We start from the raw sequence: 25103 nt of genomic DNA on the forward strand, positions 1-25103 counted from the left end.
GCAGGGCTAAAAACAACATCTATCAACAGCTTTTAGCCAAGCTCACCCTACGCTTTCGCTCTTCTGATTTTCAGCTTTTGCATGTTGATGTAGGCTACGCGCCGTGTTTGTTCTCCCAGAGATGCGATTTCCTTTGAAAGGTAATCAGCTACTCCCAAGTTGATAGGAAGCCTCCTACAGAGGCAGTCAACTCGTTCTTTGGTCCCATCCGGACGGGTATACTTCACATCTCTTTTGAGCCATGTATTAAGCCAGTAAGTTTGACTTAATGAGGCCTCATAGGATTCCGGAGGCAGACCAATGTCTTCTGTCCCCGATTCGATCTCAAACAAATCTCGTGCGACACCGACCAATGGCACAATCTCTGTGTAATCGCACTGTGCCACAACGCCAGTCACACTCATGCTTTTGGGTATACCCAAAAAAAAGAACCACTCATAAACGAGTGGTTCTCTGTGACACTTTCAGGATGCGTTTACTCTGCTACCCTTTTTTTAATTACATGCATCAGAATCGACTTAGTTGATGGCGATACGTTTATCAGCTTCACCCTATTTTTAAAGCTATCAAAACCTAACTCTTTGGCAACCAAGCCAATCAATTCATCAGCGAAAGACGGGCTTACACTCGATTCTTCAAAGTCGAGAATCACGTTTTCCCCGTGAGCCAACCTGTTCAAGAGCACTTGCCGGGCTGAAGCTCCCGTCTTACGCGTTGCTAAAGTATGAAACTCACGAGGAAGGCTAATTAAAGATGTCTCCATAATCTAATTCCTCCTCCATATCGACACCATCTGGCCAGCCATCGTAGACGCGTCTGGCATCAAGTGAAACATTAGTATTCCACTCAAATATAACTATCGTCCCATCCCAGAAATTGGGAAGTACGCTAGTACTCACTACCCCACAGCGATTAGAGTAGCATTCGTTCCCTGATATTACTATCAAACAGCCGCCATTTTGAGAAGTCAAATCATTTGTAAAAGTTAGCCCATATCCGGAGTGCGGTCCAAAGGGTTTGCCAGTTACACCATACTCTGTCGCTATCTGACACGCATTCTCAGAAGCTAGCCTCGAGCCCAATTGAGCATTCTGAGACAGAGAGCTTCTTATGCCCATTCCACAATCAACTATGCATAGCTGCGCTAAATTCCCACCAGCCCATGACTGACCGATTGTGACACCAAAAACTTGGTCAACTTCCGTTCTACGAGAGTGAGCACAACTATTCCCTAGCAGCTCAGAGAGCATGATCTGGATTGCATCAATTGTTGCTGGAGTTACCCCTCTTGTACGGTGAAACATTGACGACAACTCTACTGAAACACCATGCACTTGATCATCGGCGGTGACTCGGCGAGCTTCAGCAAATCGGCCTCTGGCAGGCGCTCTGCCTATTGATACCGGAGCGGGGCGGTCGAGGACATCCCACAGCCCCATTCGAGCCGCGTATCTCTCCAAGTCTTTGGGCATCGCGACATTGACCCCCTCCTGTCTTGCTCTGACAGCTAGACAGGCTATGTGATAGGGCCGAATAAACGTCGGAATCTTTGCTGGCTGGGCGCCAAAGTACAAATCCAGCTGTGAAATCCACCAGCTAACATCAGTCGCCGAAGTTTTCTCCAATCCAAATACCTCAGTAAAATTCAAGAATAAGAGTCGTATCAGGTTGATACCATAACACTTTCCACCTACGAGACATAGCTAACTAAAGTAGCAATCTTGTTCCTTTTACTGACTTAATAGCACTTTGGGATAATAGGGAAGTGCGTCAACACACACCTTTAACCTATCTAATGGGATCATTGATGTATGGGAATATCCATCATGAATTTGATTACTTCCTCTTGAAGCTTGGTGTCCCACCAGAGCCTTGCTGATAAATTCATTAGCCCCTCCACTTCTGATTAACGAAATAACCGTATGGCGCAGGGAATGGAGGGATAACTTACTGCCGCAGTCAGTCTGTTTGGGCAAGCCCAAGGATTCCCATATCTTTGGATAGGCTTTGGTGAGGTACTTGTCCGATATATCAAACAACCTAGACTCTTCTGCTACCAACTCATCAACATATTGTAAAAGGCCAAGCTTAAGCAAACACTGCGCTATAGGCACCCGCCGTATTGATGACTTAGTCTTACTCTGCCGAATCCTAAAGTACCAAACACCCGTTGAATCACATCGACATACGTCCCTTTTTTGCAACCCCAGAACTTCACCGTTTCTCATCCCCGTGTAAGCCATTATAAGCAAAGACCACTTAATGTCTGACCGTGTCTCTTGGGCTGCATAATCAACCAACTTTTGTGTGGAGGCGATATCCAACGGACCTCGCTCTCCTCCAGTTTTAGGCTTTACTGTACGAGCCTCCATTGGCGATTTTTCAAGAGACCCTCGCGAAACTAGCCAATGGAAAAATCCCTGATAAGTCTTTAAAAAATGACTGCTATTTGAAATCTGCTCATCTTTTGGCACCTCATTTCTCGTTGCTAGTTGAACCCGCTCACTAATAAGCATTTTGCAATATGGGAGGATGTTTCCTCTTGGCAATTGTTTAGTGACTGTCAGCAATTGATTTACTTCTGCCCTATCCAGATTTATATCGTGATTGGGAAACACCTCACAGAGTACATTGAGGTGTCTTTCTCTCTCTTCTAAAGCTTTAGATGTAAGATGTGAAGTACTCTCTGCCAACCACTTTTCAGCGGCGTCTTTGAGTGAAAAGTTGGCCGCTCTAACGACCTCTTGGGGCTCAGTTGACTCTTCCACACTCGGAAACAGATTCTGAAACGCCTCAGACTTAGCCAAACGCTCAAGTTTCTCAACGTCAGTACCATACTCATCTGATTCAAACTTAATCTCGTTACCGGTCCGACGATTGAACACAGTAATAAAGTTAATTCTTAAAAATTCTTCGTTCTCTTGCGACATTAGACGAACCTGCAATGACTCAAATTTACCCACCAGCTCAATAGCGAGCCGCTTAGCCTGCATAGGATGCTTGGTCTTCAAACTCCGCCGTACGATCTGCGGAAAATGGCCGTATTTATGAAGTATTTTCGGGATGCGGTAACAGAAGTAAAAAACGCCATTCCGGCGGTAGGTAAAAGGGATATGGGGATGTGTTACGTGTTTCGCAGTTTGTTTCACAGGGGCCTCGAAAAGCTCGAGAGCCCCTGTGCTACAAGGTTTGGTGAGTTGGCCTATAAGCCGGGTCCTGTTCTCCCGAAGGAGCGGCAGTCATTCCTCTAGGCCTGCAATCGCTCACAGGCTCAAGCAATCTACCCGGTTCCAACGCGAGCCACGCATTAATTCCGAAGAATAGTGGAACCCTATTTGATCTTGCTCCGGGTGGAGTTTACCGTGCCGCGAACTGTTACCAGCCGCGCGGTGCGCTCTTACCGCACCCTTTCACCCTTACCGGCCCGAAGGCAGGCGGTCTACTCTCTGTTGCACTGGTCGTCGGCTCACGCCGCCCAGACGTTATCTGGCACCCTGCTCTATGGAGCCCGGACTTTCCTCCCCGTTCTTGCGAACGCAGCGACTGCCCGGCCAACTCGGCGCGGATTATAGCCCATAGCGAGCCTCACACCAAGGCATTTCCTTACCAGCCCAGCTCCAGCCCTTTTTTATAGAGAGCGTTTTTCTTCAACCCATGGATCTGTGCCGCAATGGCGGCCGCCTTCTTCAGCGGTAATTCATCACAGAGTAGTTTGAGGGTATCCAGCGCCGCGGCGGGCGTTTCGTCGGCTTCTTCACTGACAAAACCGTGCAGCATAAGCACGATTTCACCGCGCTGCTGGTTGGCATCGGCTTCTACCTGCGCCAGCACTTCGGCCGTGGTGCCGCAGAGGAAGGTTTCAAAGGTCTTGGTCAGTTCCCGCGCCATCACCATCTGCCTATCCGGCCCCAGGACCGCCACCAGCGACTTGAGGCTGGGCAGAATTCTGTGCGGTGACTCATAGAAAATCAGGGTGCGCGGGTCTTCCCTAAGCGCCAGCAGTTTATCCTGGCGCCCTTTGTCTTTGGCCGGCAAAAAGCCTTCAAACGAGAAGCGATCCGAGGGCAAGCCAGATGCCGACAACGCGGCAATGGCAGCGCAGGGGCCGGGCAGCGGGATCACCGGATAACCGGCGGCGCGCACATGGGATACCAGGTGATAGCCGGGATCGGAAATCAGCGGCGTACCGGCATCGCTGATCAGCGCAATGGCTTCACCTTCGCCGAGGCGTTCGACAATCCACTGCGCCCGGGCACGTTCATTGTGGTCATGCAGCGCTGTCGTGCGGGTGTCTATGCCGAAGTGACTCAGCAATTTACCGCTGTGGCGTGTGTCTTCACAGGCGATCAAAGCCACCCGATTCAGTACTTCCAGAGCCCTGGGGCTCAAGTCCCCCAGGTTGCCTATGGGAGTGGGAACTATATACAGCGCGACCGACAGGTCCATAACTACCTCGGAGATGAAAGTGCCGAGACTTTCGTCAGGCACAATAGAAGGTTAAACTAGAGCCAGCATCTTACCAGAGTGAAGCCCTGTGTTAAAAAGCCTGAATAGAGTTAAATACATTTCTGCTGCGATTCTGCTTGCCAGCCTGTGGGGCTGTGGCAGCACACCATCGGCAGACAAAGAACAGCTGGCCGTCGTTTCTCTGGTCAGCGCCCCGCAAGCCCCGGCCGAGTATTTGGCATTTGCCGCCAAGGCGCCCAACAAGGAAAACCGCGAGCGTTATCTGCTGTTGGCCGCCAATGCTTACCTCAAGCAAGGGGATACAGATGCCGCTGCAGATATTCTGCGTTCAATGCAGGCCGGGCTGAGCCCGGTGGATGAAATCCAGGCCGAGCACCGCTTTCTCAGCGCCCGCCTGCAAGAGCTGACCGGCAAGAGTGCCGAAGCGCTGAACACCTTGAATTATCCCGGTAATTGGCAACTACCCGATTGGCAATGGGCCAGTTATCACCAGGCCCGTGCCCGGCTGTTTGCTGCCAACCAGCAACCCGTGGAGCAAGTGCGTGAGCTGAGTCAGCTCAGTCAGTATCTGCCGGTAAAGGCAACCGGCGAGGTTAACGACCAGATCTGGCAATTGCTCAAGCCACTGCAGGAAGAAACCCTGCTGAGTTTTGCCGCGCAAGAGAGCGATGCCGTATTTACTGGTTGGCTACAGCTGGCTTATCTGGCCAAGCACTACGCGGTGGATCCCTCAAGCCTGATTCGACAGTTGAGTGATTGGCAGAAACGTAATCCTTATCATCCCGCCGCGGTGCAGTTGCCTTCGGATCTGCAACTGGCGCTCAGCGCCAAGCCTTACAGACCGAGCAATATCGCCGTGCTGCTGCCACTTTCGGGCCCAAGAGCCGGGGTCGCCAATACAGTGCGTCAGGGCATACTGGCCAGTTATCTGAGTGAACCGGACAGCAATGTCAGCCTTAACTTCTTCGACACGGCCCAAGGTGCCGATAAGGCCTATCAGCAAGCGCTGCAGAGCGGCGCCGAATTTGTGATTGGCCCACTGCTGCAAAACGAAGTGGAACAGGTGATGGCGGCCCAGCAAGCTGCCGGGGCAAACACGCCGCCACAACTGTTTCTCAACCAAATAGATAAGCTGGCGCCGCAACAGAATAAGTACTACTTTGCCCTGTCTCCCACTCAGGAAGCGAGCGATGCTGCCAGACGCATGTATCAGGATGGCATACAAGTGCCACTGCTGCTTGCCAGCAATGATGCAGTGGGGCAACGTATGGCCCAGAGCTTTAAACAAACCTGGATGGAACTGACCGACAGTGATGCCGAAGTCCACTTCTATGACAACGGCGACAAGATGCGCGAAACCGTGGAAAGCGCCCTCGGCGTAACGGACAGCAAGGCGCGGATCCAGGCCATCAAGGCACTGCTCGGCAGCAAGGTGAAGGCCGACTTCCGCTCCCGTACCGATATCGATGCCATCTATATGATCTCCGGCATTCAGGACTTACCACTGCTTAAACCCTTTATCGATGTCAATTTCAGTGTCTTTGCCGAGCAGGTGCCACTGTATACCAGCAGCCGCGCCCGTCAGGAAGACAATGCCAAGCAAACCGCGATTGAACTGAACAATATCACCATCAGTGATATCCCCTGGTTACTGCAGCCCAGTGAAGAAACCGAGGTGGTCAATAAGTTGTGGCCCACCTGGGGCAACGCCCAAAAACGCCTGTATGTGATGGGCTATGATGCCCTGCAGCTGGTCAATCGTCTGGCTCAGATGCATGCCTTCCCCGGATATCAGTACAATGGCCGCAGCGGCCAGTTGACGGTGAGCCCGGATGGGGTGATTGATCGTCAACTCAGTTGGGCCAAATACCAACGTGGCGTTTTACGGCCACTGTAAGCCGGCATATGGATCTGGGACAGGAAGGCGAGCGTCTGGCCCGCCGTTATCTGGAACAACAGGGCCTGACCTTTGTCGAACAGAATGTGCGCTACAGTTTCGGCGAACTGGACTTGGTGATGAAACAGGGCAGCCAATGGGTGTTTGTTGAGGTAAAATACCGCTCACCCAGCCGATTCGGTGGCGCTTTGCAGTCATTGAGCCAGGCTCAGATAGCCAGGCTTCGCAAGGCCGCCAGTCAGTATCTGCAGCAACACAGGATCAATGCTCCCTGTCGCTTCGATCTACTGGCCATTGATGGCGGCAAGGTGAAATGGCTGCAAGACGCTTTTTAGTAAACGCTTAACCCGAAACAAATTTACACTTTTATGCCTGAAAAAAGCCACCGGCCTATGGCATGATAGCAACACTTGATAGTGAAGGACTTATCCATGTTAGAACGTATCAAAGACAGCTTCACCGAGTCGATTCAGACCAAGATTGACGCCGCAGAGGCGCTGCCAGAGTCCATCTCCAAGGCCGCAGAAATGATGGTGCAATGTCTGTTGGGTGGCAATAAGATCCTTGCCTGCGGTAATGGCGGCAGTGCCGGTGATGCCCAACACTTTTCCGCCGAGCTGCTGAACCGCTACGAAGTGGAGCGTCCACCGCTGCCGGCCATAGCTCTGACAACAGACACCTCAACTCTGACGGCCATCGCCAACGATTACAGCTATGACGAAGTGTTTTCCAAGCAGATCCTGGCACTGGGCCAACCCGGTGACATACTGCTGGCCATTTCCACCAGCGGCAATTCAGGCAACGTTATCAAGGCGATGGAAGCTGCACTGAGCCGGGATATGACCATAGTGGCGCTCACGGGTAAAGATGGCGGAGCCATGGCCGGATTGCTGAGCACCAATGATGTGGAGATCCGCGTTCCTTCCAATGTCACTGCGCGTATTCAGGAAGTGCACCTGCTGGTTATCCATTGCCTGTGTGACAACATTGACCGTACCCTGTTCCCGCAGGACGAGCATCAATGAGACGTCTGCTGCCCCTGTGTCTACTGCTTACCAGTTTGACCGGCTGTGCCGGAGCCGTAATGGTGGGTGCAGTCGGCGGCGCCATGGTGGTCAACGATGAGCGCTCGCTCAAAACCCAGTTGGATGATACCAATGCCGATTTTAGTATCTCCAGCGTACTGGGCGCGGAGGAGGATCTGAAGAATCAGACCAATATCACCGGCGTCAGTATGAACGGCAATGTACTGATGATAGGTCAGGCGCCCAACTCCATGCTTAGAGACAAGGCGATTCGGCTGGTCAAAGAGCTGCAACTGGGTGGCAAGATCCACAACCAGATCCGTATTGGTAACCCGACATCCTTTACCACCCGCAGCAACGACACCTGGATCACCACCAAGGTCAAGGGACGGATGCTCAACGACAAGAATCTGGATGTCACCAAGATCAAGGTGATCACTGAGAACGGTGAAGTCTTTCTGCTGGGTTTGGTCGAGCGCGAGCAAGCCGATCTGGCAGTGGAAATTGCCCGCAATACCGCGGGGGTACGTAAGGTGATCAAGGTGTTCGACTACGTCACCCCTTAACAGCCAAATCCCTCGTCTATGCAAACAAGAGCCGGTTATACCGGCTCTTGTGCTTTCAGTTCACGGGTTTTCATCAGCTTGGCAATGGCAGGCAGGCACAAGGTTGGCAGCACCACCAATGCGGCCCCAACCCAACTCAGGGTATCCAGCCACTCATCGAACAGCAGCCAACCCAGGAAGACGATAAAGATCAGTCCACTATATTCAGCCACGGCAATTTCACTGGCCTTGGCCCTGCGATAAGCCAGAACACAGAACCAGTGATACGCCAGCAGGAAAGCATTGGATAACAACGCCACCCCAAGTAGTTGCCAACTGAGCCCGGCCAATTGCTGCGACAGTGCCACCAACAGAGTCAGCGGTAGACTCAGCAGGTTGTAACAGAGCAAAGTCAGGCTGGCGGCCTCAGTACTGGGCAGCTTTCGCAGACTCATCTGGTTCAAGGAGAAGGTAAAGGCCGAAACCAACACAGCGATACCGGCAAGTTCCAGCTCACTGGGTTTTAGGATCAACAAGATACCGACAAATCCCAGCGCGGCAATACCCCACTGCAACGGCGTGATCTTTTCCTTCAAAAATACGGCGCCGAGCACCATTATCATCAATGGCGCCGAATAGAATAGCGAGCTGACAGTCGCCAAGGGCAGCGCCATCAGGCCAATAATCAAAAAGAGCGCGCCAACAGCTCCTGTGTTGGCACGCCAAAGGTGGAGCTTAAAATGAGAGGTGCCCGGGCGACCGGCCTTGATCCATAAAGGCAGCAACATAAGTACCGCCGTTACCTGGCGCACCAGCAGAAAGGTCGCCGCATTGGCATCATCCGGCAACCATTTGACCGACACATCATAAAATGCACTGAAGAGATTTCCTACGGTCAATAAAATCAAACCGATAGCTACGGTTCTCTGCATCTTGGTTACCCTGAACGACTCTCAATCGGCGGCATCATATCCGGGTTAAAAACCAAATTGAAATGATGTTTTTTACCTATAAATGAATTAAATTCATACTAAATATCAAAACAGAGTCGCCAATGCGAAAACTTCCCCCTTTGAGAGCGCTGCAGGTGTTCGAAGCGGCAGCACGCCAGAGCCATTTTTCCCGCGCTGCCGAAGAGCTTTGTATCACCCAGAGCGCCGTATCCCACCAGGTCAGGTTGTTAGAGGAACACTTTGACGAGCCTCTGTTTCTGCGTCAGGGGCGCAGCCTTAAACTGTCACCCAAGGGGGAGATCCTCTACGAAGAACTGGAGCGAATATTCAACGAACTGGCTGACCTTGGCCGCTTGTTCGGCGAGCCCAATCGTGAGCTGAAACTGGCGGTTTACAGCTCTTTTGCGGTTAAATGGTTGATCCCCAGACTCAGCGACTTTCGCCGCCGTCACCCCGAGGTACAGATAAGGCTGGAGATGGTGGCCCAAGATCCCGAGCTCAGCGACAGTGTAGCCGATCTCTTTATCAGCGGAGGTCTCAAACGACGGGGATACTGGCAGACTGTGCTGCACAAGGAACGGCTTATTCCGGTTTGTAGCCCACAGTTACCGCCCAGAGCCGGACAAATAACGATTCAGAGTCTGCAGCAGTATCCACTGTTGACCGTGGATGAAGGCCCACTGGGACTGGACTGGAACCGCTGGGCCGAGGCCAACGCCGTAACTCTGACCCCCAATCACAGGCAGCATATTTTCAGCCATGTGTTGATGGCCATAGAAGCGGCTATTGCCGGTCAAGGCATAGCACTGGCGTCAGACTTTATGGTGGAGGATGATATTGCCAGCGGCCGTTTGATAGAAGCTGAACTGCCGGACGTGCACACAGGGTTTGAATTCACTTTTTGCTGTAAAGAGCGGCGCCTCAAAGAGCCTGCCATTGCGGCCTTTGCCGATTGGCTGATGTTGATGGCAAGCCAGCCGCAACCGCAGTAACTCGAACGCAGCCACAAAAAAGCCGACCTTGTAGGTCGGCTCTCAAGATTGGCGGAATTACACCAGCAAACCTATCTTCTCATAGACTTTCTTCACTGTGACTTCGGCGCGGGCCTGGGCCTTTTCGGCGCCCTGCTTCATCACAGACTCCAGGAAGGCTCTGTCTTCGCGGAACTCACGGAAGCGTTGTTGCAGTGGCTCCAACATACCAACCACGGCTTCACCGGCAGCCACTTTCAAATGGCCATACATCTTGCCTTCAAACTCGGCTTCCAGTTCGGCTATGCTCTGGCCTGTCACCCCGGACATCAGGCTCAGCAGATTGGACACCCCAGGCTTGTTGTCTATATCGAAACGCACCACAGGTGGCTCGTCACTGTCGGTCATCGCCTTTTTCAACTTCTTCATCACCGCCTTGGGATCTTCCAGCAGGCCGATGACATTGTTGCGGTTGTCATCTGACTTGGACATCTTCTTGGTGGGATCCTGCAGCGACATCACCTTGGCACCCAGCTCAGGGATAAAAGGCTCAGGCACAGTGAAGGTGTCACCATAAGCGTTATTGAAGCGGGTGGCGATATCCCGGGTCAATTCCAGATGCTGTTTCTGATCCTGACCGACAGGGATCTCATTGGCCTGGTACAGCAGGATATCGGCCGCCATCAGCACAGGATAACCAAACAACCCGACGTTGATATTGTTGGCGTGCTTTTGCGACTTATCCTTAAACTGAGTCATGCGGCTCAGCTCACCCATCTGGGTATAACAGTTCAGTACCCACCCCAGTTGAGTGTGCTGCGGCACCTGTGACTGAATGAATACTGTACTCTTCTTAGGATCAACACCACAGGCAAGGTACAGCGCCAATGTGTCCAGGCAAGCTTCACGCAAGGCATTGGGATCCTGACGCACAGTGATGGCATGCAGATCCACCACACAATAGAGGCAATCATGGCTGTCCTGCATGGCTACCCACTGACGCAGGGCACCCATGTAGTTACCTATGGTCAACTCGCCTGAGGGCTGGGCACCGCTCAATACTATGGGTTTGGGACTGCTCATGAATTTCATTACTCCGATTGCTGTGGCGGTAAATGCGCCAAAATTTGCTCAAAATGATCGCATACGGCATCTGGGCCGCAAAGCCCAATATCTTCACCGTAGTTGTAGCCATAGGTCAAGCCGATTGAGGCAATACCTGCAGCTTTCGCCGCCAGAACGTCGTTACGGGAATCACCCACCATCAACATCTGCTGAGGCTGCAACTGCCATTTCTCCAGCAGATGAGTCAGCGGCAAGGGATCCGGTTTCATCTTAGAGAGAGAATCGCCGCCGAGAATTTCACTGAAAAATAACTCAATACCAAAAGCCTGCAATAAAGGGATAGTAAAGCGATAAGGCTTGTTGGTAACCACCGCCAACTTAAAACCTCTTTGCTGCAGGGTTCTAAGCACAGACTCAACTCCGGGATACAGCTTGCTGTAACGCTCAAGGCAAGCTTCATAATGCTTCATAAATACCGGCATGGCATCGGCCATGACAGAGGCATCCGGTTCAGCCCCCAGGCTAAAGGTCAGCGCGCGGCGCATCAACATTTCTGTGCCGTTGCCAACCCAGCTGCGTACCTGATCTTCAGTGCAACTTCTAAGCCCCAGATCGGCAAGCGTCGCTTGGGTCGCGGCGGCCAAGTCCGGCACACTATCAACCAGAGTGCCATCCAGATCAAAGGCGATCGCGCTGATACTGCTTGCGATCATAACTTACACTCCCGCCAGTTCACTGCGCATTTGGTCGATAACCGCCTTATAGTCAGGCTGGCTAAAGATGGCTGAACCGGCAACAAACATGTCGGCACCGGCGGCGGCAATTTCGGCTATATTGTCCACCTTAACGCCCCCGTCGACCTCCAGGCGGATATCGCGGCCACTCTCATCGATACGGCGGCGTACTTCGGCCAGTTTATCCAGTGTCGATGGAATAAATGACTGACCACCAAACCCAGGGTTAACCGACATCAGCAAAATCACATCCAGCTTATCCATCACATAGTCCAGGTAGTGCAATGGCGTGGCAGGGTTGAATACCAAGCCGGCCTTGCAGCCGTGGTCACGGATGAGCTGCACTGTGCGGTCCACATGCTCGCTGGCTTCCGGATGGAAAGTGATAATAGAAGCCCCCGCCTTGGCAAAATCAGGCACTATGCGGTCGACCGGCTTCACCATCAGGTGCACATCGATTTCGGCGGTAATACCATAGTCACGCAAAGCTTTGCAGACCATGGGGCCTATGGTCAGGTTAGGTACATAATGGTTGTCCATCACATCGAAGTGAACCACGTCGGCCCCCGCATCCAATACGGCTTTAACATCATCACCCAGGCGGGCGAAATCGGCAGACAGAATGGAAGGAGCAATAAGATATGGGCGCATAGCAATCTCACAGGATGTTTAAGAAGTCGCCTATTTTACCCGCCAAGGCGCTCAGGCTCTATAGCCTGGCGCCCATTTCTGCCGTTGAAAAGCATCATAAGTTGGAATAAGGTTGTTACTTGGTAAAAAGCTGTTCAATTTATCAACGGCTTTGTTATAATCGACCAACGTCACATTTGGGAATGGAACAGGATGAACCAGAAACCGCAGGTTTTCACACACAGCATCAAGTCAGCAGTCATACTCGCTGCCGCCGCTGGCGTGGTGGGGGCGACTGCTGTTGGCTTCCAAAGCCTGGGTTCTTCCGCGAATAATCTGGCCTGCAGCTACAGCCAGGAACACGACTACAATCCCAATCTGCCTTCCAGCCATCCCAATAATCGCTGTGCGACTCAGGAAGATGACTTGAGCTGGGGGGGCTGGTTCAGCGGCAAGAGTCGTTCGGGCCAGTTCCATTTTGTCGACTTACTGGAGTTACTGCACGGCCATCAACGTAAACCGGTTGACGATATCGCCCCGGCAAATTCCAACAACGGTTTTTAAATGTTTGGCCGCTACTGGCGTTATCTTTACAGTANTAAACCGGTTGACGATATCGCCCCGGCAAATTCCAACAACGGTTTTTAAATGTTTGGCCGCTACTGGCGTTATCTTTACAGTACGCTAGCGGCCTTCTTCGGCGTGCAGAGTGAGTCCAATCGTGCCAGGGACTTCAGCGCCAATTCCTCACCTCTCCCTTACATCATCACAGGCGTGTTGCTGGCAGCACTCTTGGTGGTTGGACTATTGCTGCTGGTAAATCAAGTACTCGCCTGATTACTTTGGCAAAGGTAACTTTCAGTCGTTCTCGTTGTGATAGGTTTCGTCGTACAAAGCCATCAGCTCATTCACCTTGGTTCTGCTGCTGCCCTTCTGACTGATATTGCGCTGTACCTGAATCGTTTCCATTCTTGAACCATGGTACAGCTCACGGGTCAGCGGTATATCATGGTTGCTGATAAGCACTGGAATACCACGCTCAATAGCGGTATGACGAGAGTGCCTGGCCAGCAGCGCCTGGTCATCCAACGAAAAGCCGGCCCCAACATAAGTAGTAAAGCTGGCGGTGGTCGATAGGGGGGCGTATGGCGGATCGCAATAAATCACATCACCGCTTTGGGCCAGAGCAAACGCCTGCTCGTAGCCAATACAGCGAAACTCGGCATTTTGTGCCTTGGCGGCAAAGCCGCGTATTTCCTTCTCGGGAAAATACGGCTTCTTGTAGGAACCGAAGGGCACATTGAATGAGCCTTTACGGTTGTAACGACATAAGCCATTAAAACCAAAACGATTGAGATAGAGAAAATAGATAGCTCTATCGAAGGGGTCGCGACTACGGTTGAATTTATCTCGGATCAGATAGTATTGCTCTTTGTCGTTCATCTGCGGCACAAACAACTCGGCCGCCGCCCCTATGTATGCTTCCGGACGAGTCTGAATGATGGAGTAGAGATCGATTAGATCACGATTGATATCGCACAGCAGGTAACTGGGGTAATCTGTGTTGAGGAACACAGAACCGGCACCGACAAAGGGTTCAACCAGACGCTCGCCCTTGGGCAAGTGCTGAATCAGGGCATCAACCAGTTTAAATTTACCACCGGCCCACTTGAGAAAGGCTCTTTGTTTTTTCTTCATTAAAATTGATTGGTGCCCGGAAAAACGAAAGTGAGGATTGTACTCGGTTTAAGATGAAATTTCACTGTTACTTAGGCCAGCTTGTAAGCGATAGTGTTGCAGTGATTGCCAGGACTTAATCAAAGGTTGAGGCAGGTCCAAAGACAGTTGCAATACCTTACCGGCTTCGATGGCTTCTTGCTTGCTGGCATATTCCCCTACCAATACCACCCACCAATCCTTATGTTTGGCCACTCTGACATTTTTCACTTTTTTCAGCTTAATCATAAATGCTGTCAGTGAAGACTCGCGTTTCAGACTTACCAATTGCAAGGTGTAACCTTGTGTCGGTAGCACTCCGGCACTAGGCTCTTGTTCAAGCTCAGATTGAGCTTGAATTTCCTGCGCTTCATTATTCATAGAGGCAGCCTCTTTGACCTGCGGCTTTTGGGTAACAGGAGCGGTTTCCACATCCAGCGCCGCCTTGGCATCGCTGAGCAGTTCAGAACCAGTTTCCGACTCAGGGGTCGACTGACTATCCGCTTGGGGCACGGTTTTCTGAGCTGATTTCGGGTCTTGCTGCGAGTCAATCGCTGGTGAAACAAGGCTCTGGCTTCGTGGTTGTTCAAGACGAACATATACAGGAGCCGAGCTGAGAACTTTCGAGGCCGGTTCCGATTCAATATCGAGCCAACGCTCGGCAAACTGGCTTAAGGGACTTGTCCTATGTTCCAGCACCAAGGCAGACTTGGTCAGCTCGGGCAGAGGCTCGGTCGAACGCAACAGATACCAGGAGAGCAATGCCAAACAACTCAGCACAGCAAGGCTCGACATCAGTAAGGTCTTCCACGGGAATACTCTTGGCCTCGGCGGCTCACCATTCAATGCCAGCTCCAACAATGCCAAAACCTCGGCCGGTGTGCCCTGCTGCCGCTCCAACTGCTTAACCACTATAGCCCGCGGCGTAAAGGTGTGTACTGCGCTGCGAGTCAACAAAGTTTGATACAGCCCCTCACGCTCGGCCAGAGAAAGCGGCTCAAGCTTAACCGGCAATACCTGCTGTTTCTGTGCTTTAGGCAATTGTAGCTGTAACTGCTCGGCAAATTCCGGAGAAACCGAACAGGTCAGCGTGATAGGTTCACCTCTGGCTTGCAGCTGAGTCAGCAACAAACACTCGGCCCAGAGCACCAGCGGCATGTTGTCGGCATCGTCGATCAGAATGTGGATGGGCTTGCGCATCTCACCGAGATAACGCAGCAGGGTGTCGGCCAGCGGCTGTTCGTCGTCAAACAGGGGGTCGGGCAGTAGTTGGATCAGCAACTTGCGCCTTATTTCGGCGGCATCCGCATGTTGAGGACAACTGACCAACGCCAGATTATGCTCATCGAGCACATTGGCCAAGGCGGTCAACAGCCGTGTCTTACCGGCTCCGACCTGCCCCTGCAACAAAACCAGCTTCTGACCGTAACAGGCCAGATGCTGCAGTCTTTGTAACAGTGCCTCTTGCGAGGGCAGGAGAAGTTCTTCGGTTGCCACCATTGTCACCCATCAAGGTTCAAGCGCGGCAGATCACCTGTTCGAGTAGGGATTCCGGCACTTGAGCAAAAATACCGGCCTGCCCCATATCAGTGGGCAAAACCAAGCGAATTTGCCCAGCCAAAACTTTTTTGTCACGCCGCATGTGTTTGATAAAGCTTTCAAAATCCATGGACTCTGGTGCAGTTATCGGTAAGTCGAATGCCTGTAGCAGCGCACTGATGCGACAGAGAATTGACTCGTCAATCAGTTCCATGGCTTTTGCAGTTTGTGCAGCAAGGACTGTGCCAGCGGCAACCGCTTCACCATGAAGCCAATTGCCATAGCCCATTTCGGCCTCGATGGCATGACCAAAGGTATGCCCCAGATTCAACAGGGCACGAACACCTTGCTCTGTCTCATCTTCGGCAACCACTTCGGCTTTTATCTCACAGCAGCGACGGATGGCATAAGCCAACGCCTCTGGCTGCTGCGACTTGAGTGACTCGACATTGTTCTCGAGCCACAGGAAAAAATCAGCATCCCAAATGATGCCGTATTTGATCACTTCAGCCATACCGGCAGCAAATTCACGCGCCGGCAGGGTCTTCAGACACAGGGTATCTATCAACACAAGTTTGGGTTGATAGAAAGCGCCTATCATGTTCTTGCCCAGCGGATGATTGACTGCCGTCTTGCCACCTACGGATGAGTCGACCTGAGACAAGAGCGTAGTGGGGATCTGGATAAAGTCCACCCCCCGCTGATAACAGGCGGCAGCAAAGCCGACCATATCACCAATAACTCCACCGCCGAGTGCCACCAGCACCACATCACGACCGCAGTTATGCTCAAGCAAAGCCGTAAATACGCTATCGAGCTGTGCCAGTGTCTTGTATTGCTCACCGTCGGGTAAAATATGAGCAAAAACCTGAGCCGCAGGCAGCAGAAGGCGCTGCAAGGATTGCAGATACAGGGGAGCTACTGTGTCATTGGAGACAATGAGGACCTTTTTACCCAAGATGCTCGCCGTCAGGCAATCGCTCTGGGCCAACAGACCCTGGCCAATGAAGATAGGATAACTACGTTCACCTAAATCAACCCGGATCTGTTGCATCTTGCGTCCTAGAAACCTAATTGTTCAATGATTTGATTGGCCACCACTTTGGCGCTTTGCTCGTCTGTCTTGACGATAACATCAGCGATTTCCTCATAGAGAGGATTACGCACGTCTGCCAGTGCTTCCAACACTTCACGAGGGTTATCGACCTGCAGCAAGGGGCGACGCTTGTCGCGCTGAGTGCGGGCCACTTGTTTATCAATAGTGGTTTCCAAATACACCACGATACCGCGGGCAGAGAGGAAGTTGCGGATATCTTTGCTTTGAACTGAGCCACCACCAGTAGCCAGAACTATGCCTTGTTTCTCGGTCAGATCGGAAATCACCTGAGCCTCGCGGCGACGGAAACCTTCTTCGCCTTCAACGTCAAATACCCAGGCAATGTCAGCGCCGGTGCGATTTTCAATCTCTTGATCTGAATCGTGGAATTCCAAGTGCAGCATTTGTGCCAGATGACGACCTATGGTGCTCTTGCCTGCGCCCATAGGGCCTACCAGAAAAATATTACGTTTTTCAGCCATTTCTTGTACGTCTGAATCTTATGAAAAGTTTGCCGAATGTCGACTTACTATCAAATCGACGGGATTTGTTACCTTGCTCTTATGAGACTTGACCGGGGATTATCTCAGCTTAAGGACATTCAAGGCAAGTAATGCCGACTATTAAAGCCAAATTTCCCCGCGCCCAAACATCAAAGCCAGCGACTGGCACTGGCTTTGGTTGAAGTTTTACAGGTTTGGAAAAAACTTAAGCAGACCCCCTCATGGCTTCAATCAGATGCCGTGAACGCCAATTGCGTTGCAAGCGACGCACTACAAAAGAGAACGCCACGAGGACTTTTTCGCACCTTCCCTAGATTTCCTCAGTCACTATCTTGGGCGTTACGAAGATCAGCAGCTCCTGGCGCTCATTCTTGTCCGAAGTATTGCGGAACAGGAAGCCAACCAGGGGAATATCCCCCAAAACAGGCACCTTGCTGACCCGACTGATCAAGTTCTGCTGATAGATCCCCCCCAGCACTATGGTTTCACCATTGTCCACCAGCACTTGGGTACCTATGCGCTGGGTATCGATGGAAACAGCTTCTCCCAGCGGCGTCTGTACTATCTTACCTTGAGAATCCTGAGTGATTTCCAAATCCAGTATCACACGGTTATCCGGGGTAATTTGTGGTGTTACCCGCAGTGACAATACCGCTTTCTTGAACTGTACTGTAGCCGCGCCACTGGAAGCCGATTCCACATAAGGGATCTCGACACCCTGCTCAATATAAGCGGCTTTCTGATTTGAGGTGGTAATTCTGGGGCTGGCGATGATTTCACCCTTGTTTTCCTGCTCCAGCGCACTCAATTCCAAATCCAAGACAGTACCATCGGCCAGTTTGGCAACATGGAAAGCTATGCTGGCAGCATTGCTAGGAGCCGCCGGCAGGTTCACATTGAGACGATCGCCTATGGATGGAATGGTGCCGTTGGTGATGTCCTGAGCGCCTTCCAGACTACCCGAGGTGCCTTTATTGCCCTGTTGATCTGTGATCCCCCAACGGATACCCAAATCCTCAGCAACATCATCCTTAACCGTAACCATTCGGCTTTCAATCAACACCTGACGAATAGGCACGTCCAGCACTTCTATCAGCTTGTGCACGTTTTCCAGAATATCGGCCGTGTCTTTAACCAGCAGAGTATTGGTTCTTTCGTCCACGGCAACTGTGCCGCGTTTGGACAATAGGCTTGATCCTTCTCCCCTTAACAAGCTGGCAATCTCGGTGGCCTTGGCATAGTTCACCTGCAAATATTCCGAGTAAAGTGGCGCCAACTCTTCCGAGACTTTTTTCTTGTTCTTGAGCTGGTTTTCTTCACGTATGGCAAGCTCCTCAGCCGGCGCAACCATCAGAATATTACCTTCGATTCGCTTATCCAACCCCTTGGTCTGCAGGATAAGATCCAGCGCCTGATCCCAAGGTACGTCATCCAATCTCAGGGTGATACTACCTTCGACTGTATCACTGGTCACCAGGTTGAAGTCGTTGTAATCGGCAATGATCTGCAGCACGGTTCTGACTGAAATATTCTGGAAGTTGAGTGATAGGGTCTTGCCCGAGTATTTCTTCTCCGTCTCCATCTGAACTGCACGCTCAACCTCGGTCATCGCCAAGGTGAACATATTACCGTCTTGTTTGTAGTTGTATTCGTAGTCGCCCTTGATATCGATCAGAATTCGACTGGTCAGCTCTTCTTTGAAGGTCTCAAAGCTCTTCACCGGGGTGGCAAAGTCTTGCACATCCATAACATAAAGCATGTCAGATGGAATATCTGTGTTGTACAACTTCAGCTCCAGCCTGGAACCGACCTGCTCAACATTGGCGGCAACCGATGAATTACGCAGCTCAACCAGCAATTCACCACCCTTATCCCCCAAGCGGCGGAAGTCGATATTTTTTATGCTATTAACAAACGGGCTGCTGGCCTTGCTCTGGGGATCCATGACTTCATCATTGACAGTCAAACGATAGACGTTCCCCACGGCCTTACCTTGATAAGGTTTCACTTTTTTCAGTGCCAAAACCAGTTGCAACTTATCGCCATCCTGCATGCTGGACAGCTGCTCGACCCCGGCAGTGTTAATAGGGATCTGTGCTTTTTCCAGCGCAGAAATACTGTCGCTAAAGTTCAATTGGATACTGGCGGGATCGGCATTCAAATTGATTTCCGGCTCAGATATCGGCTTGTCAAACACCAACTCCAATTCCAGTTGGTGATCCACAATGGCATGGTACTTAACATCTACCAGCTTGTTGGCAGCATCAGCATAGGGACTTAGCCCCAGGATGAGCAAGCTGCCCAGGATATACTGCATCCATTTGGCTGCATTTTTTGGGGTGATATTCGCGGCAGAAGATTCCATTATTCCCTCATCCTTCGCTTGTTATTCTCCGGTCAATTCCAGGCTGCTGTTGCGCTCTGTCCAGCAGCCGGAACCGTCCGGTACTAATTCAATGATATCGATATACTGTGCTGATACTTTGGCTATCCGGCCATGATAAAGTCCCAAATACTCACCGACGCCCATGCGATAGACATTGCCATCAGTCGTCTCCACCAAGGCCCAAACCACCTTGTCTTCGCTCAGGGTGCCGCGCATCTTGAGATTATCCAGGGCATAGGTTTCTAGACGGCCCTTGCGACGCTTGAGATCCGGTTGCAGGCAGTCTTTGGTGGTGTCTATCACCTCTTCCGTCAGTTCTCGGGAAGGTGGTACAAAGGGGCTACGCATCATATCGGCCTGATAATCAAAGTGCTCAAACTGAGGCGGCTCTTTCAGCGGCGGGATTGGAGCAACCGGCTGGGCCTTGGTGCTGGTAACAAAGTCCTCAAGATCCGCTCTGTCACCAATACAACCACTCAGCAATAGCACCGCAGCGGTCAGGGTAATGAGTCGTTTCATTTACCTTTCCCCTTAGCCTTCTCCGGCGGTAATTCCGTTCCTTCTTTAAATCTGTAGGTCTTGGCAAGGATCTCCATCGCCAAGATGCCTGATGGGTCACGCTTAATCACAAAATCATGCAGACTGACAATCCGTGGCAACTTGGCAACCCCGCCGACCATGTGACCCAGTTGGTGATAATCGCCGGTCACGGCCATACGTATCGGAAATTCAATGTAGAAGTCCCGCTGGATCTCTGCGTCCCAATCCAGACTCTGAATCTTCAACCCGGCATCTGTAGCCACATAGGTCAAGTCATCAAGCAAACCCGGCATTTCGTTTTCAGATGGCAGCATCTTCAGCAATTCGGCAAATTGCGCTTCCATCTGCACCAACTGCTCTCGATATAATTTCAGGTTAGCGGCCAAAAGATACTTTTGCTTGAAATCATCACGCAGTTGTTGCTCTTTAACTTGCTCGGACTGATAGATATCTATGGCATCTGAAACAAACAAATAATAGCCACCAACGAACACCAGAATTGCCAGCAAGCCGGCAAACACAGCCTTGACCTGAGTCGGCCAAGCGCCGATATTCTCCATGTCCAGGTCATTGAACTGGCTCAAATCGAAACTCATTTGCCCGCTCCTTTCGCCATCTGTGCCGTCCCCTCAAGCCGATTTGCTCCCTTGATACTGACCTTGAGACTGAAGCGTTGCAGCTCTCTGAGTTCTTCCTGCTGAGAAACTATCGACTGCATACTCGGGTCCTGAAGCCACTCTGATGCTTTAATTTTTCGCATCATGTTGGCGACATTGTTATTGGACTCACTACGCCCCTCGATCCAGATGAGGCTGCCTTTCTTTTCTATGCTGGAAAGATAGATGCCTGGCGGAATAACCCGTACCAGCTCATCCAATACATGGGTAGGCAAATTACGCGCCTGTTGCAGGTTAAGAATAATCTCGGTGCGACGTTCAATATCCTTTTTGCGCTGTTTGATCTTGGTAATCTCAGCTATCTGTTTGTCTAACAAGCTAATTTCTGATTGAAGATAAGCATTTCGCTGCCGCTGATCTTCTGTCATCAAACCGATAAAGTTCAGTGCCATGTAAACCAACAACGCGGCGCCAATAAAAACAGCAGCCAAAATCCCTATATAGTCACGTTTCTGTTTTTCCCTGGCTTCTTCGCGCCATGGTAATAAATTTATGTTCGCCATTGACCATAACTCCTCAGCGCCAGGCCGCAGGCCACCATGTATTTACTGATATGGGGTTGCAGGGCATTTTTTACTGAATCGTCTGCATGCAAACTTCCCTGAAAGGGGTCAGCAATTATTGTATGAACACCTAATTCATTGGTCAGAAGATTAGCCATACCTTCTAATTTGGAGGTACCGCCACAAAGCACCAAATGATCGACTTTATCTTTACCACTGGAAGTGCAATATATTTGCAGCGTGCGTTTTATTTGTTGCAATAATTGCGTTTGGAATGGCGATAACACCTCAAACATATAATTGCGAGGTAGATCACCTTCTATCTTGGCCTTTTCCGCCTGCTCATAAGACATGCCGTAAAAAGACAATATAGATTGAGTGAAGAGTTCACCACCAAACGCCTGTTCGCGGATAAAGGCCGTTTCCCCTTTTTCCACTACCGCGAAGGTAGTCATATTGGCACCAATATCAACTAAAGCGACCACCTGTTCAGCAGCGCCGTCCGGCAGCTGTCCCAAGACCAATTCAAGGGAACGGCCTAAAGCATAACCTTCTACATCAACGACTTTGGGCTCAAGGTCAACACTGTCCAGCGCATCGATTCTGGCATCGATATTTTCGGTTCGGCAAGCACTGAGCAAAACATCAACTTTACTGGGATCTGTCTTGTTAACGCTCAGTGTTTCAAAATCAATACTGACTTCATCAAGTGAATAGGGAATAAGGTTATCCGCTTCAATCTCAATCTGTGCCTCCATTTCCACCTCACTCAGAGAGGCATCCATGTAGATGACTTTAGTCATTACGGCTGATCCGGATACAGCGACAGAAGCAAATTTAGTTGCTTTGGGCAATTGCCTCTTGAGCTGTTTCATTGCTTCAATAACGGCTTCAGGATCACGAATATCATGATCATTGATGGCTCCTTTTTTAACAGGAGCTGCGGCGTAAGCCTGGATTTTATAACCATCGCCTGTCTTGCCCAGCAGGATTGCCTTGACCTCGTGAGAACCGATGTCAATACCCACCATTTGCGGAGCCTGACGCTTCCATAGATTCGAAAGCATAGTCCTTTGTCACTTTGTTATTGTTAGGTTTTAGAGTAGCACATTTTCAAATTGTTACGCCTCTTTGTATAAAATGTTTGAGTACATTACAACGGCTAATTTTTTGACGCTGCCTTTTTGCTTCACCCTGCACAAAACGCCTTATATACTATTGTGCCCGCAGCAAGTTTTGGAATAATCTAGTGAAGTGGTTAAAACGTATACTCATAGCTCTATTCAGCCTGGCCCTTTTGGGGGTTGCAGCTATCGTTGGAGCCTACTTCTACGTCCTCCCCGAACTCCCGGATGTCGCCACACTCAAGACAGTGCAACTGCAAACACCACTGAGGGTTTATTCCAGTGATGGCAAGCTGATCTCACAATTCGGTGAAAAGCGCAGGATCCCGTTGGAATTGGCCGATGTGCCCAAACCATTACTGCAAGCCTTTCTGGCAACCGAAGATTCACGTTTTTATGAGCACAAAGGCGTCGACCCCATAGGGGTAGCTCGGGCCGCACTGGTTATGTTGGCCACCGGCGAAAAAAAGCAGGGCGCCAGTACCATTACCATGCAGGTGGCCAGGAACTTCTTCCTGACCCGAGACAAGACAATTATTCGTAAAGTCAAAGAGATATTTATCTCTATCCACATAGAGCAGCTGCTGACCAAAGATGAAATTCTGGAGCTCTATGTCAACCGTATCTATCTTGGACAGCGGGCCTACGGGGTTGGCGCCGCGGCTCAAGTATATTATGGCAAGGAAGTCAAAGACTTGACGCTTGCTGAAATGGCAGTTATCGCCGGCTTGCCGAAAGCGCCCTCAACACTCAACCCTATCACCTCCCCCAGCCGAGCTTTGACTCGTCGTAATCTGGTGCTCAACCGTATGCTGGAGGTCGGCTACATCACCCAGAGTGAATACAACGAGGCCAGCGCCCAACCTATTACCGCCAAATACCATGGTGCCGAAATCGATCTCTATGCCCCCTATATTTCAGAGATGGCCAGGGATTATATGGTACAAAAATACGGTGAAGAGGAAGCCTATACCGGAGGATACGATGTCTACACCAGCATAGACTCCTCACTGCAGTTAAAAGCCCAAAAGGCACTGCGCAACAATGTCTACGCCTATGATGAACGCCATGGCTATCGAGGCCCGGAAGCGGTTCTCTGGACAGACAAGCAACCTGATGAGAGCGAGTTGATTGCCACCCTGAAGAAAACCATGCCCATTCAGGAGCTCAGGCCTGCTGCCGTATTGAAGGTAGAAGAACAACAAGCTGAAGTACTGCTCGCTTCAGGAGAAAAGCTCACTCTGCCTTGGGATGGCCTCAAATGGGCCCGCAAATTTATCAGTGACAAACGCCAAAGCGCACCACCGAAGAAAGCCGAACAATTCCTGAAAGTGGGCGAACAGATTTGGGTACGTCACAACGGCGATATCTGGCAACTGGCTCAGGTGCCTCAGGTTGCCAGCGCCATAGTCTCGATAGATCCTAAAGATGGTGCAATTCAGGCACTGGTCGGTGGTTACAGCTTCAGTCAGAGCCAGTACAACCGGGTGACTCAGGCCAAGCGTCAGTTGGGCTCCAACATAAAACCTTTCCTATATGCCGCAGCGCTGGAGAAAGGCTATACCCTGGCGACACTGATCAACAACGCGCCTATCAACAAACCGGATCTCAGCCAAGGTACGGCTTGGCGTCCCAAGAACTCACCCGACGTATACGGCGGCCCCACCAGGCTGCGTCTGGGGCTGGCACAGTCTATCAACGTGATGTCGGTAAGAACCCTACGCTATGTTGGGCTGGATGCCGCCATCGACAAACTAGTACAGTTTGGTTTCGATGCCAAAGAGCTCAACCGCAACGAGTCTCTGGCGCTGGGTTCACCATCAGCCACACCTTTGCAGGTGGTCACAGCCTTCTCAACCTTCGCCAACGGGGGTTATCTGGTTGAACCATACTTCATCAAACGGATCCTGAATGCCCAAGGCGAAATCCTTGAACAGGCTCATCCGGCTCTGGCTTGTGACGCGCCGCTTAAGGCTGAAGAGGATATGGCGGATAACGCCATAACCGATTTGACTATGCAAGAGCCGCTGCAGCCCCTGGTTCAGGAAGATCCTTTCAGCTGTGACAGCCCTAGCGCCCGTCACGCCAAGCAGGTGATCAGCGAGCAGACCGCATTCCTAATCACCGATGCCCTCAAGAGTGTTATCTGGGGTGGCGGTAACTGGAGCAAGGGCACTGGCTGGAACGGTACCGCCTGGCGCGCCGCCAGAGTGGTCAAACGCCATGACATAGCCGGTAAAACGGGAACAACCAACGAATCGCGGGACACCTGGTTCAGTGGCTACAATCCAACGCTTGCCACCACCGTCTGGGTCGGCTTCGATGACCATGGCCGTGAACTGGGACGGACCGCCTGGAATGCCAGCGGCGCCAAAGATCAGATTTCAGGGGCCGAATCCGGTGCCAAGACCGCAGGCCCGGGCTGGAACGAGTTTATGCGCGATGCCCTGGAAGGAACGCCGGAAGAACCCAGCATTCCACCGGCTGGAATCGTTTCGGTGCGTATTGATTTAGACAGCGGCAAGCTGTCGCGTAAGACAGACTACACCAGCGACTTCGAGTACTTTATTCAGGGTACAGAACCCAAGGAATACGCCACCGGCGCCGAAGATGACAGTGACATCTTTATCGAAACACCGCCGGAAGAGCTGTTCCAGTAACTGTCTGTTTAACAGACGGTGTTAAACATTAAAAAACGCGCCGATTGGCGCGTTTTTGTTTGGCTCGAATCC

At 51.3% G+C, this 25103-nt stretch carries 25 protein-coding genes, 1 other RNA gene and 1 pseudogene; 8 read left to right on the forward strand and 19 right to left on the reverse strand.

The features are described from left to right. Positions 1 to 475: 475 nt before the first annotated feature. The 6 genes and pseudogenes from CX650_RS11380 to rsmI form a co-directional block, all read right to left on the reverse strand. Positions 476 to 763, reverse strand: a complete 288-nt coding sequence (locus tag CX650_RS11380; RefSeq protein WP_101095883.1) for an STAS-like domain-containing protein — start codon at positions 761 to 763, stop codon at positions 476 to 478. After that, entirely contained in the window at positions 744 to 1472 is a 729-nt protein-coding gene (locus CX650_RS20630) for an ATP-binding protein (protein WP_380661587.1), read from the reverse strand. Before CX650_RS20630 ends, CX650_RS11380 begins: the two co-directional genes overlap by 20 nt. A 258-nt stretch (positions 1473 to 1730) precedes the next feature. Continuing rightward, on the reverse strand, positions 1731 to 2930 hold the full coding sequence (locus tag CX650_RS11390; RefSeq protein WP_157823022.1) for a tyrosine-type recombinase/integrase: 1200 nt from the start codon (positions 2928 to 2930) through the stop codon (positions 1731 to 1733). Between the two features lie 30 nt (positions 2931 to 2960). Continuing rightward, a pseudogene (locus tag CX650_RS20635) lies at positions 2961 to 3149 on the reverse strand (DUF6538 domain-containing protein); the annotation flags it as partial. Positions 3150 to 3189: 40 nt separating this feature from the next. Further along, an RNA gene (gene rnpB, locus CX650_RS11395) (RNase P RNA component class A) lies at positions 3190 to 3559 on the reverse strand. Positions 3560 to 3603: 44 nt separating this feature from the next. Further along, a complete protein-coding gene (gene rsmI, locus CX650_RS11400) occupies positions 3604 to 4446 on the reverse strand; it encodes a 16S rRNA (cytidine(1402)-2'-O)-methyltransferase (RefSeq protein ID WP_101095886.1) in 843 nt (280 codons plus the stop codon). Positions 4447 to 4534: 88 nt separating this feature from the next. Between rsmI and CX650_RS11405 the strand changes: the two genes are divergently transcribed. The 4 genes from CX650_RS11405 to CX650_RS11420 all read left to right on the forward strand — a co-directional run bounded on the left by CX650_RS11405 (position 4535) and on the right by CX650_RS11420 (position 7955). After that, positions 4535 to 6364: a penicillin-binding protein activator gene (locus tag CX650_RS11405; protein ID WP_101095887.1), complete on the forward strand. Its 1830-nt coding sequence runs from the start codon at positions 4535 to 4537 to the stop codon at positions 6362 to 6364. An 8-nt stretch (positions 6365 to 6372) separates the two neighbouring features. Further along, a complete protein-coding gene (locus CX650_RS11410) occupies positions 6373 to 6699 on the forward strand; it encodes a YraN family protein (RefSeq protein ID WP_101057317.1) in 327 nt (108 codons plus the stop codon). 96 nt (positions 6700 to 6795) lie between these two features. Further along, on the forward strand, positions 6796 to 7389 hold the full coding sequence (locus tag CX650_RS11415) for a phosphoheptose isomerase (RefSeq protein ID WP_039035996.1): 594 nt from the start codon (positions 6796 to 6798) through the stop codon (positions 7387 to 7389). Then, the gene (locus CX650_RS11420) at positions 7386 to 7955 is read left to right on the forward strand and encodes a BON domain-containing protein (protein WP_101057319.1); all 570 of its coding nucleotides are present in this window, start codon (positions 7386 to 7388) and stop codon (positions 7953 to 7955) included. The genes CX650_RS11415 and CX650_RS11420 overlap by 4 nt, the downstream gene beginning before the upstream one ends. 35 nt (positions 7956 to 7990) lie before the next feature. Here CX650_RS11420 and CX650_RS11425 read toward each other — a convergent pair whose 3' ends face one another. Then, on the reverse strand, positions 7991 to 8866 hold the full coding sequence (locus CX650_RS11425) for a DMT family transporter (protein WP_101057321.1): 876 nt from the start codon (positions 8864 to 8866) through the stop codon (positions 7991 to 7993). A gap of 122 nt (positions 8867 to 8988) precedes the next feature. On the opposite strand from CX650_RS11425, the gene CX650_RS11430 reads away from it, so the two are divergent. Beyond that, entirely contained in the window at positions 8989 to 9879 is an 891-nt protein-coding gene (locus tag CX650_RS11430) for a LysR substrate-binding domain-containing protein (protein ID WP_101057323.1), read from the forward strand. Positions 9880 to 9936: 57 nt separating this feature from the next. On the opposite strand, the gene trpS is transcribed toward CX650_RS11430, so the two are convergent. The 3 genes from trpS to rpe are packed head-to-tail and all read right to left on the reverse strand — an operon-like array spanning position 9937 to position 12308. Continuing rightward, positions 9937 to 10941, reverse strand: coding sequence for a tryptophan--tRNA ligase (gene trpS / locus CX650_RS11435; protein ID WP_025011602.1), 1005 nt, complete (start codon positions 10939 to 10941; stop codon positions 9937 to 9939). 8 nt (positions 10942 to 10949) lie between these two features. Next, positions 10950 to 11636: a phosphoglycolate phosphatase gene (locus tag CX650_RS11440; protein ID WP_373297554.1), complete on the reverse strand. Its 687-nt coding sequence runs from the start codon at positions 11634 to 11636 to the stop codon at positions 10950 to 10952. 3 nt (positions 11637 to 11639) lie between these two features. Then, positions 11640 to 12308, reverse strand: coding sequence for a ribulose-phosphate 3-epimerase (gene rpe, locus CX650_RS11445; protein ID WP_039035991.1), 669 nt, complete (start codon positions 12306 to 12308; stop codon positions 11640 to 11642). Between the two features lie 192 nt (positions 12309 to 12500). Between rpe and CX650_RS11450 the strand changes: the two genes are divergently transcribed. Beyond that, the gene (locus tag CX650_RS11450) at positions 12501 to 12851 is read left to right on the forward strand and encodes a hypothetical protein (RefSeq protein WP_039035990.1); all 351 of its coding nucleotides are present in this window, start codon (positions 12501 to 12503) and stop codon (positions 12849 to 12851) included. Positions 12852 to 12935: 84 nt separating this feature from the next. Then, positions 12936 to 13124 (forward strand): DUF2970 domain-containing protein, encoded by a 189-nt coding sequence (locus CX650_RS11455; protein ID WP_071475629.1) that lies wholly within the window; start codon positions 12936 to 12938, stop codon positions 13122 to 13124. Between the two features lie 21 nt (positions 13125 to 13145). On the opposite strand, the gene CX650_RS11460 is transcribed toward CX650_RS11455, so the two are convergent. The 9 genes from CX650_RS11460 to CX650_RS11500 all read right to left on the reverse strand — a co-directional run bounded on the left by CX650_RS11460 (position 13146) and on the right by CX650_RS11500 (position 22314). Further along, positions 13146 to 13985, reverse strand: a complete 840-nt coding sequence (locus CX650_RS11460; protein WP_039035988.1) for a Dam family site-specific DNA-(adenine-N6)-methyltransferase — start codon at positions 13983 to 13985, stop codon at positions 13146 to 13148. Positions 13986 to 14033: 48 nt separating this feature from the next. Then, the gene (locus CX650_RS11465) at positions 14034 to 15503 is read right to left on the reverse strand and encodes an AAA family ATPase (protein ID WP_101095888.1); all 1470 of its coding nucleotides are present in this window, start codon (positions 15501 to 15503) and stop codon (positions 14034 to 14036) included. Positions 15504 to 15519: 16 nt separating this feature from the next. Beyond that, positions 15520 to 16596, reverse strand: a complete 1077-nt coding sequence (gene aroB, locus CX650_RS11470; protein ID WP_101095889.1) for a 3-dehydroquinate synthase — start codon at positions 16594 to 16596, stop codon at positions 15520 to 15522. 8 nt (positions 16597 to 16604) lie between these two features. Further along, positions 16605 to 17120: a shikimate kinase AroK gene (gene aroK / locus CX650_RS11475; RefSeq protein ID WP_025011596.1), complete on the reverse strand. Its 516-nt coding sequence runs from the start codon at positions 17118 to 17120 to the stop codon at positions 16605 to 16607. A gap of 331 nt (positions 17121 to 17451) precedes the next feature. After that, entirely contained in the window at positions 17452 to 19458 is a 2007-nt protein-coding gene (locus CX650_RS11480; RefSeq protein ID WP_373297555.1) for a type IV pilus secretin PilQ, read from the reverse strand. A gap of 69 nt (positions 19459 to 19527) precedes the next feature. Further along, a complete protein-coding gene (locus CX650_RS11485; protein WP_039035984.1) occupies positions 19528 to 20046 on the reverse strand; it encodes a pilus assembly protein PilP in 519 nt (172 codons plus the stop codon). Continuing rightward, positions 20043 to 20663: a type IV pilus inner membrane component PilO gene (locus tag CX650_RS11490; RefSeq protein ID WP_039035983.1), complete on the reverse strand. Its 621-nt coding sequence runs from the start codon at positions 20661 to 20663 to the stop codon at positions 20043 to 20045. Before CX650_RS11490 ends, CX650_RS11485 begins: the two co-directional genes overlap by 4 nt. Further along, complete coding sequence (locus CX650_RS11495; RefSeq protein ID WP_039035982.1) at positions 20660 to 21247, reverse strand: PilN domain-containing protein; 588 nt, start codon at positions 21245 to 21247, stop codon at positions 20660 to 20662. The genes CX650_RS11490 and CX650_RS11495 overlap by 4 nt, the downstream gene beginning before the upstream one ends. Then, positions 21235 to 22314 carry a pilus assembly protein PilM gene (locus tag CX650_RS11500; RefSeq protein ID WP_039035981.1) on the reverse strand — a complete coding sequence of 360 codons (1080 nt, stop codon included), beginning with the start codon at positions 22312 to 22314 and terminating at the stop codon, positions 21235 to 21237. Before CX650_RS11500 ends, CX650_RS11495 begins: the two co-directional genes overlap by 13 nt. Positions 22315 to 22496: 182 nt before the next feature. On the opposite strand from CX650_RS11500, the gene CX650_RS11505 reads away from it, so the two are divergent. After that, entirely contained in the window at positions 22497 to 25031 is a 2535-nt protein-coding gene (locus tag CX650_RS11505; RefSeq protein ID WP_101095890.1) for a penicillin-binding protein 1A, read from the forward strand. Positions 25032 to 25103: the final 72 nt, after the last annotated feature.

The sequence above is a fragment of the Shewanella indica genome (assembly GCF_002836975.1).
GTDB classification, from domain to species: Bacteria; Pseudomonadota; Gammaproteobacteria; order Enterobacterales; family Shewanellaceae; genus Shewanella; species Shewanella indica.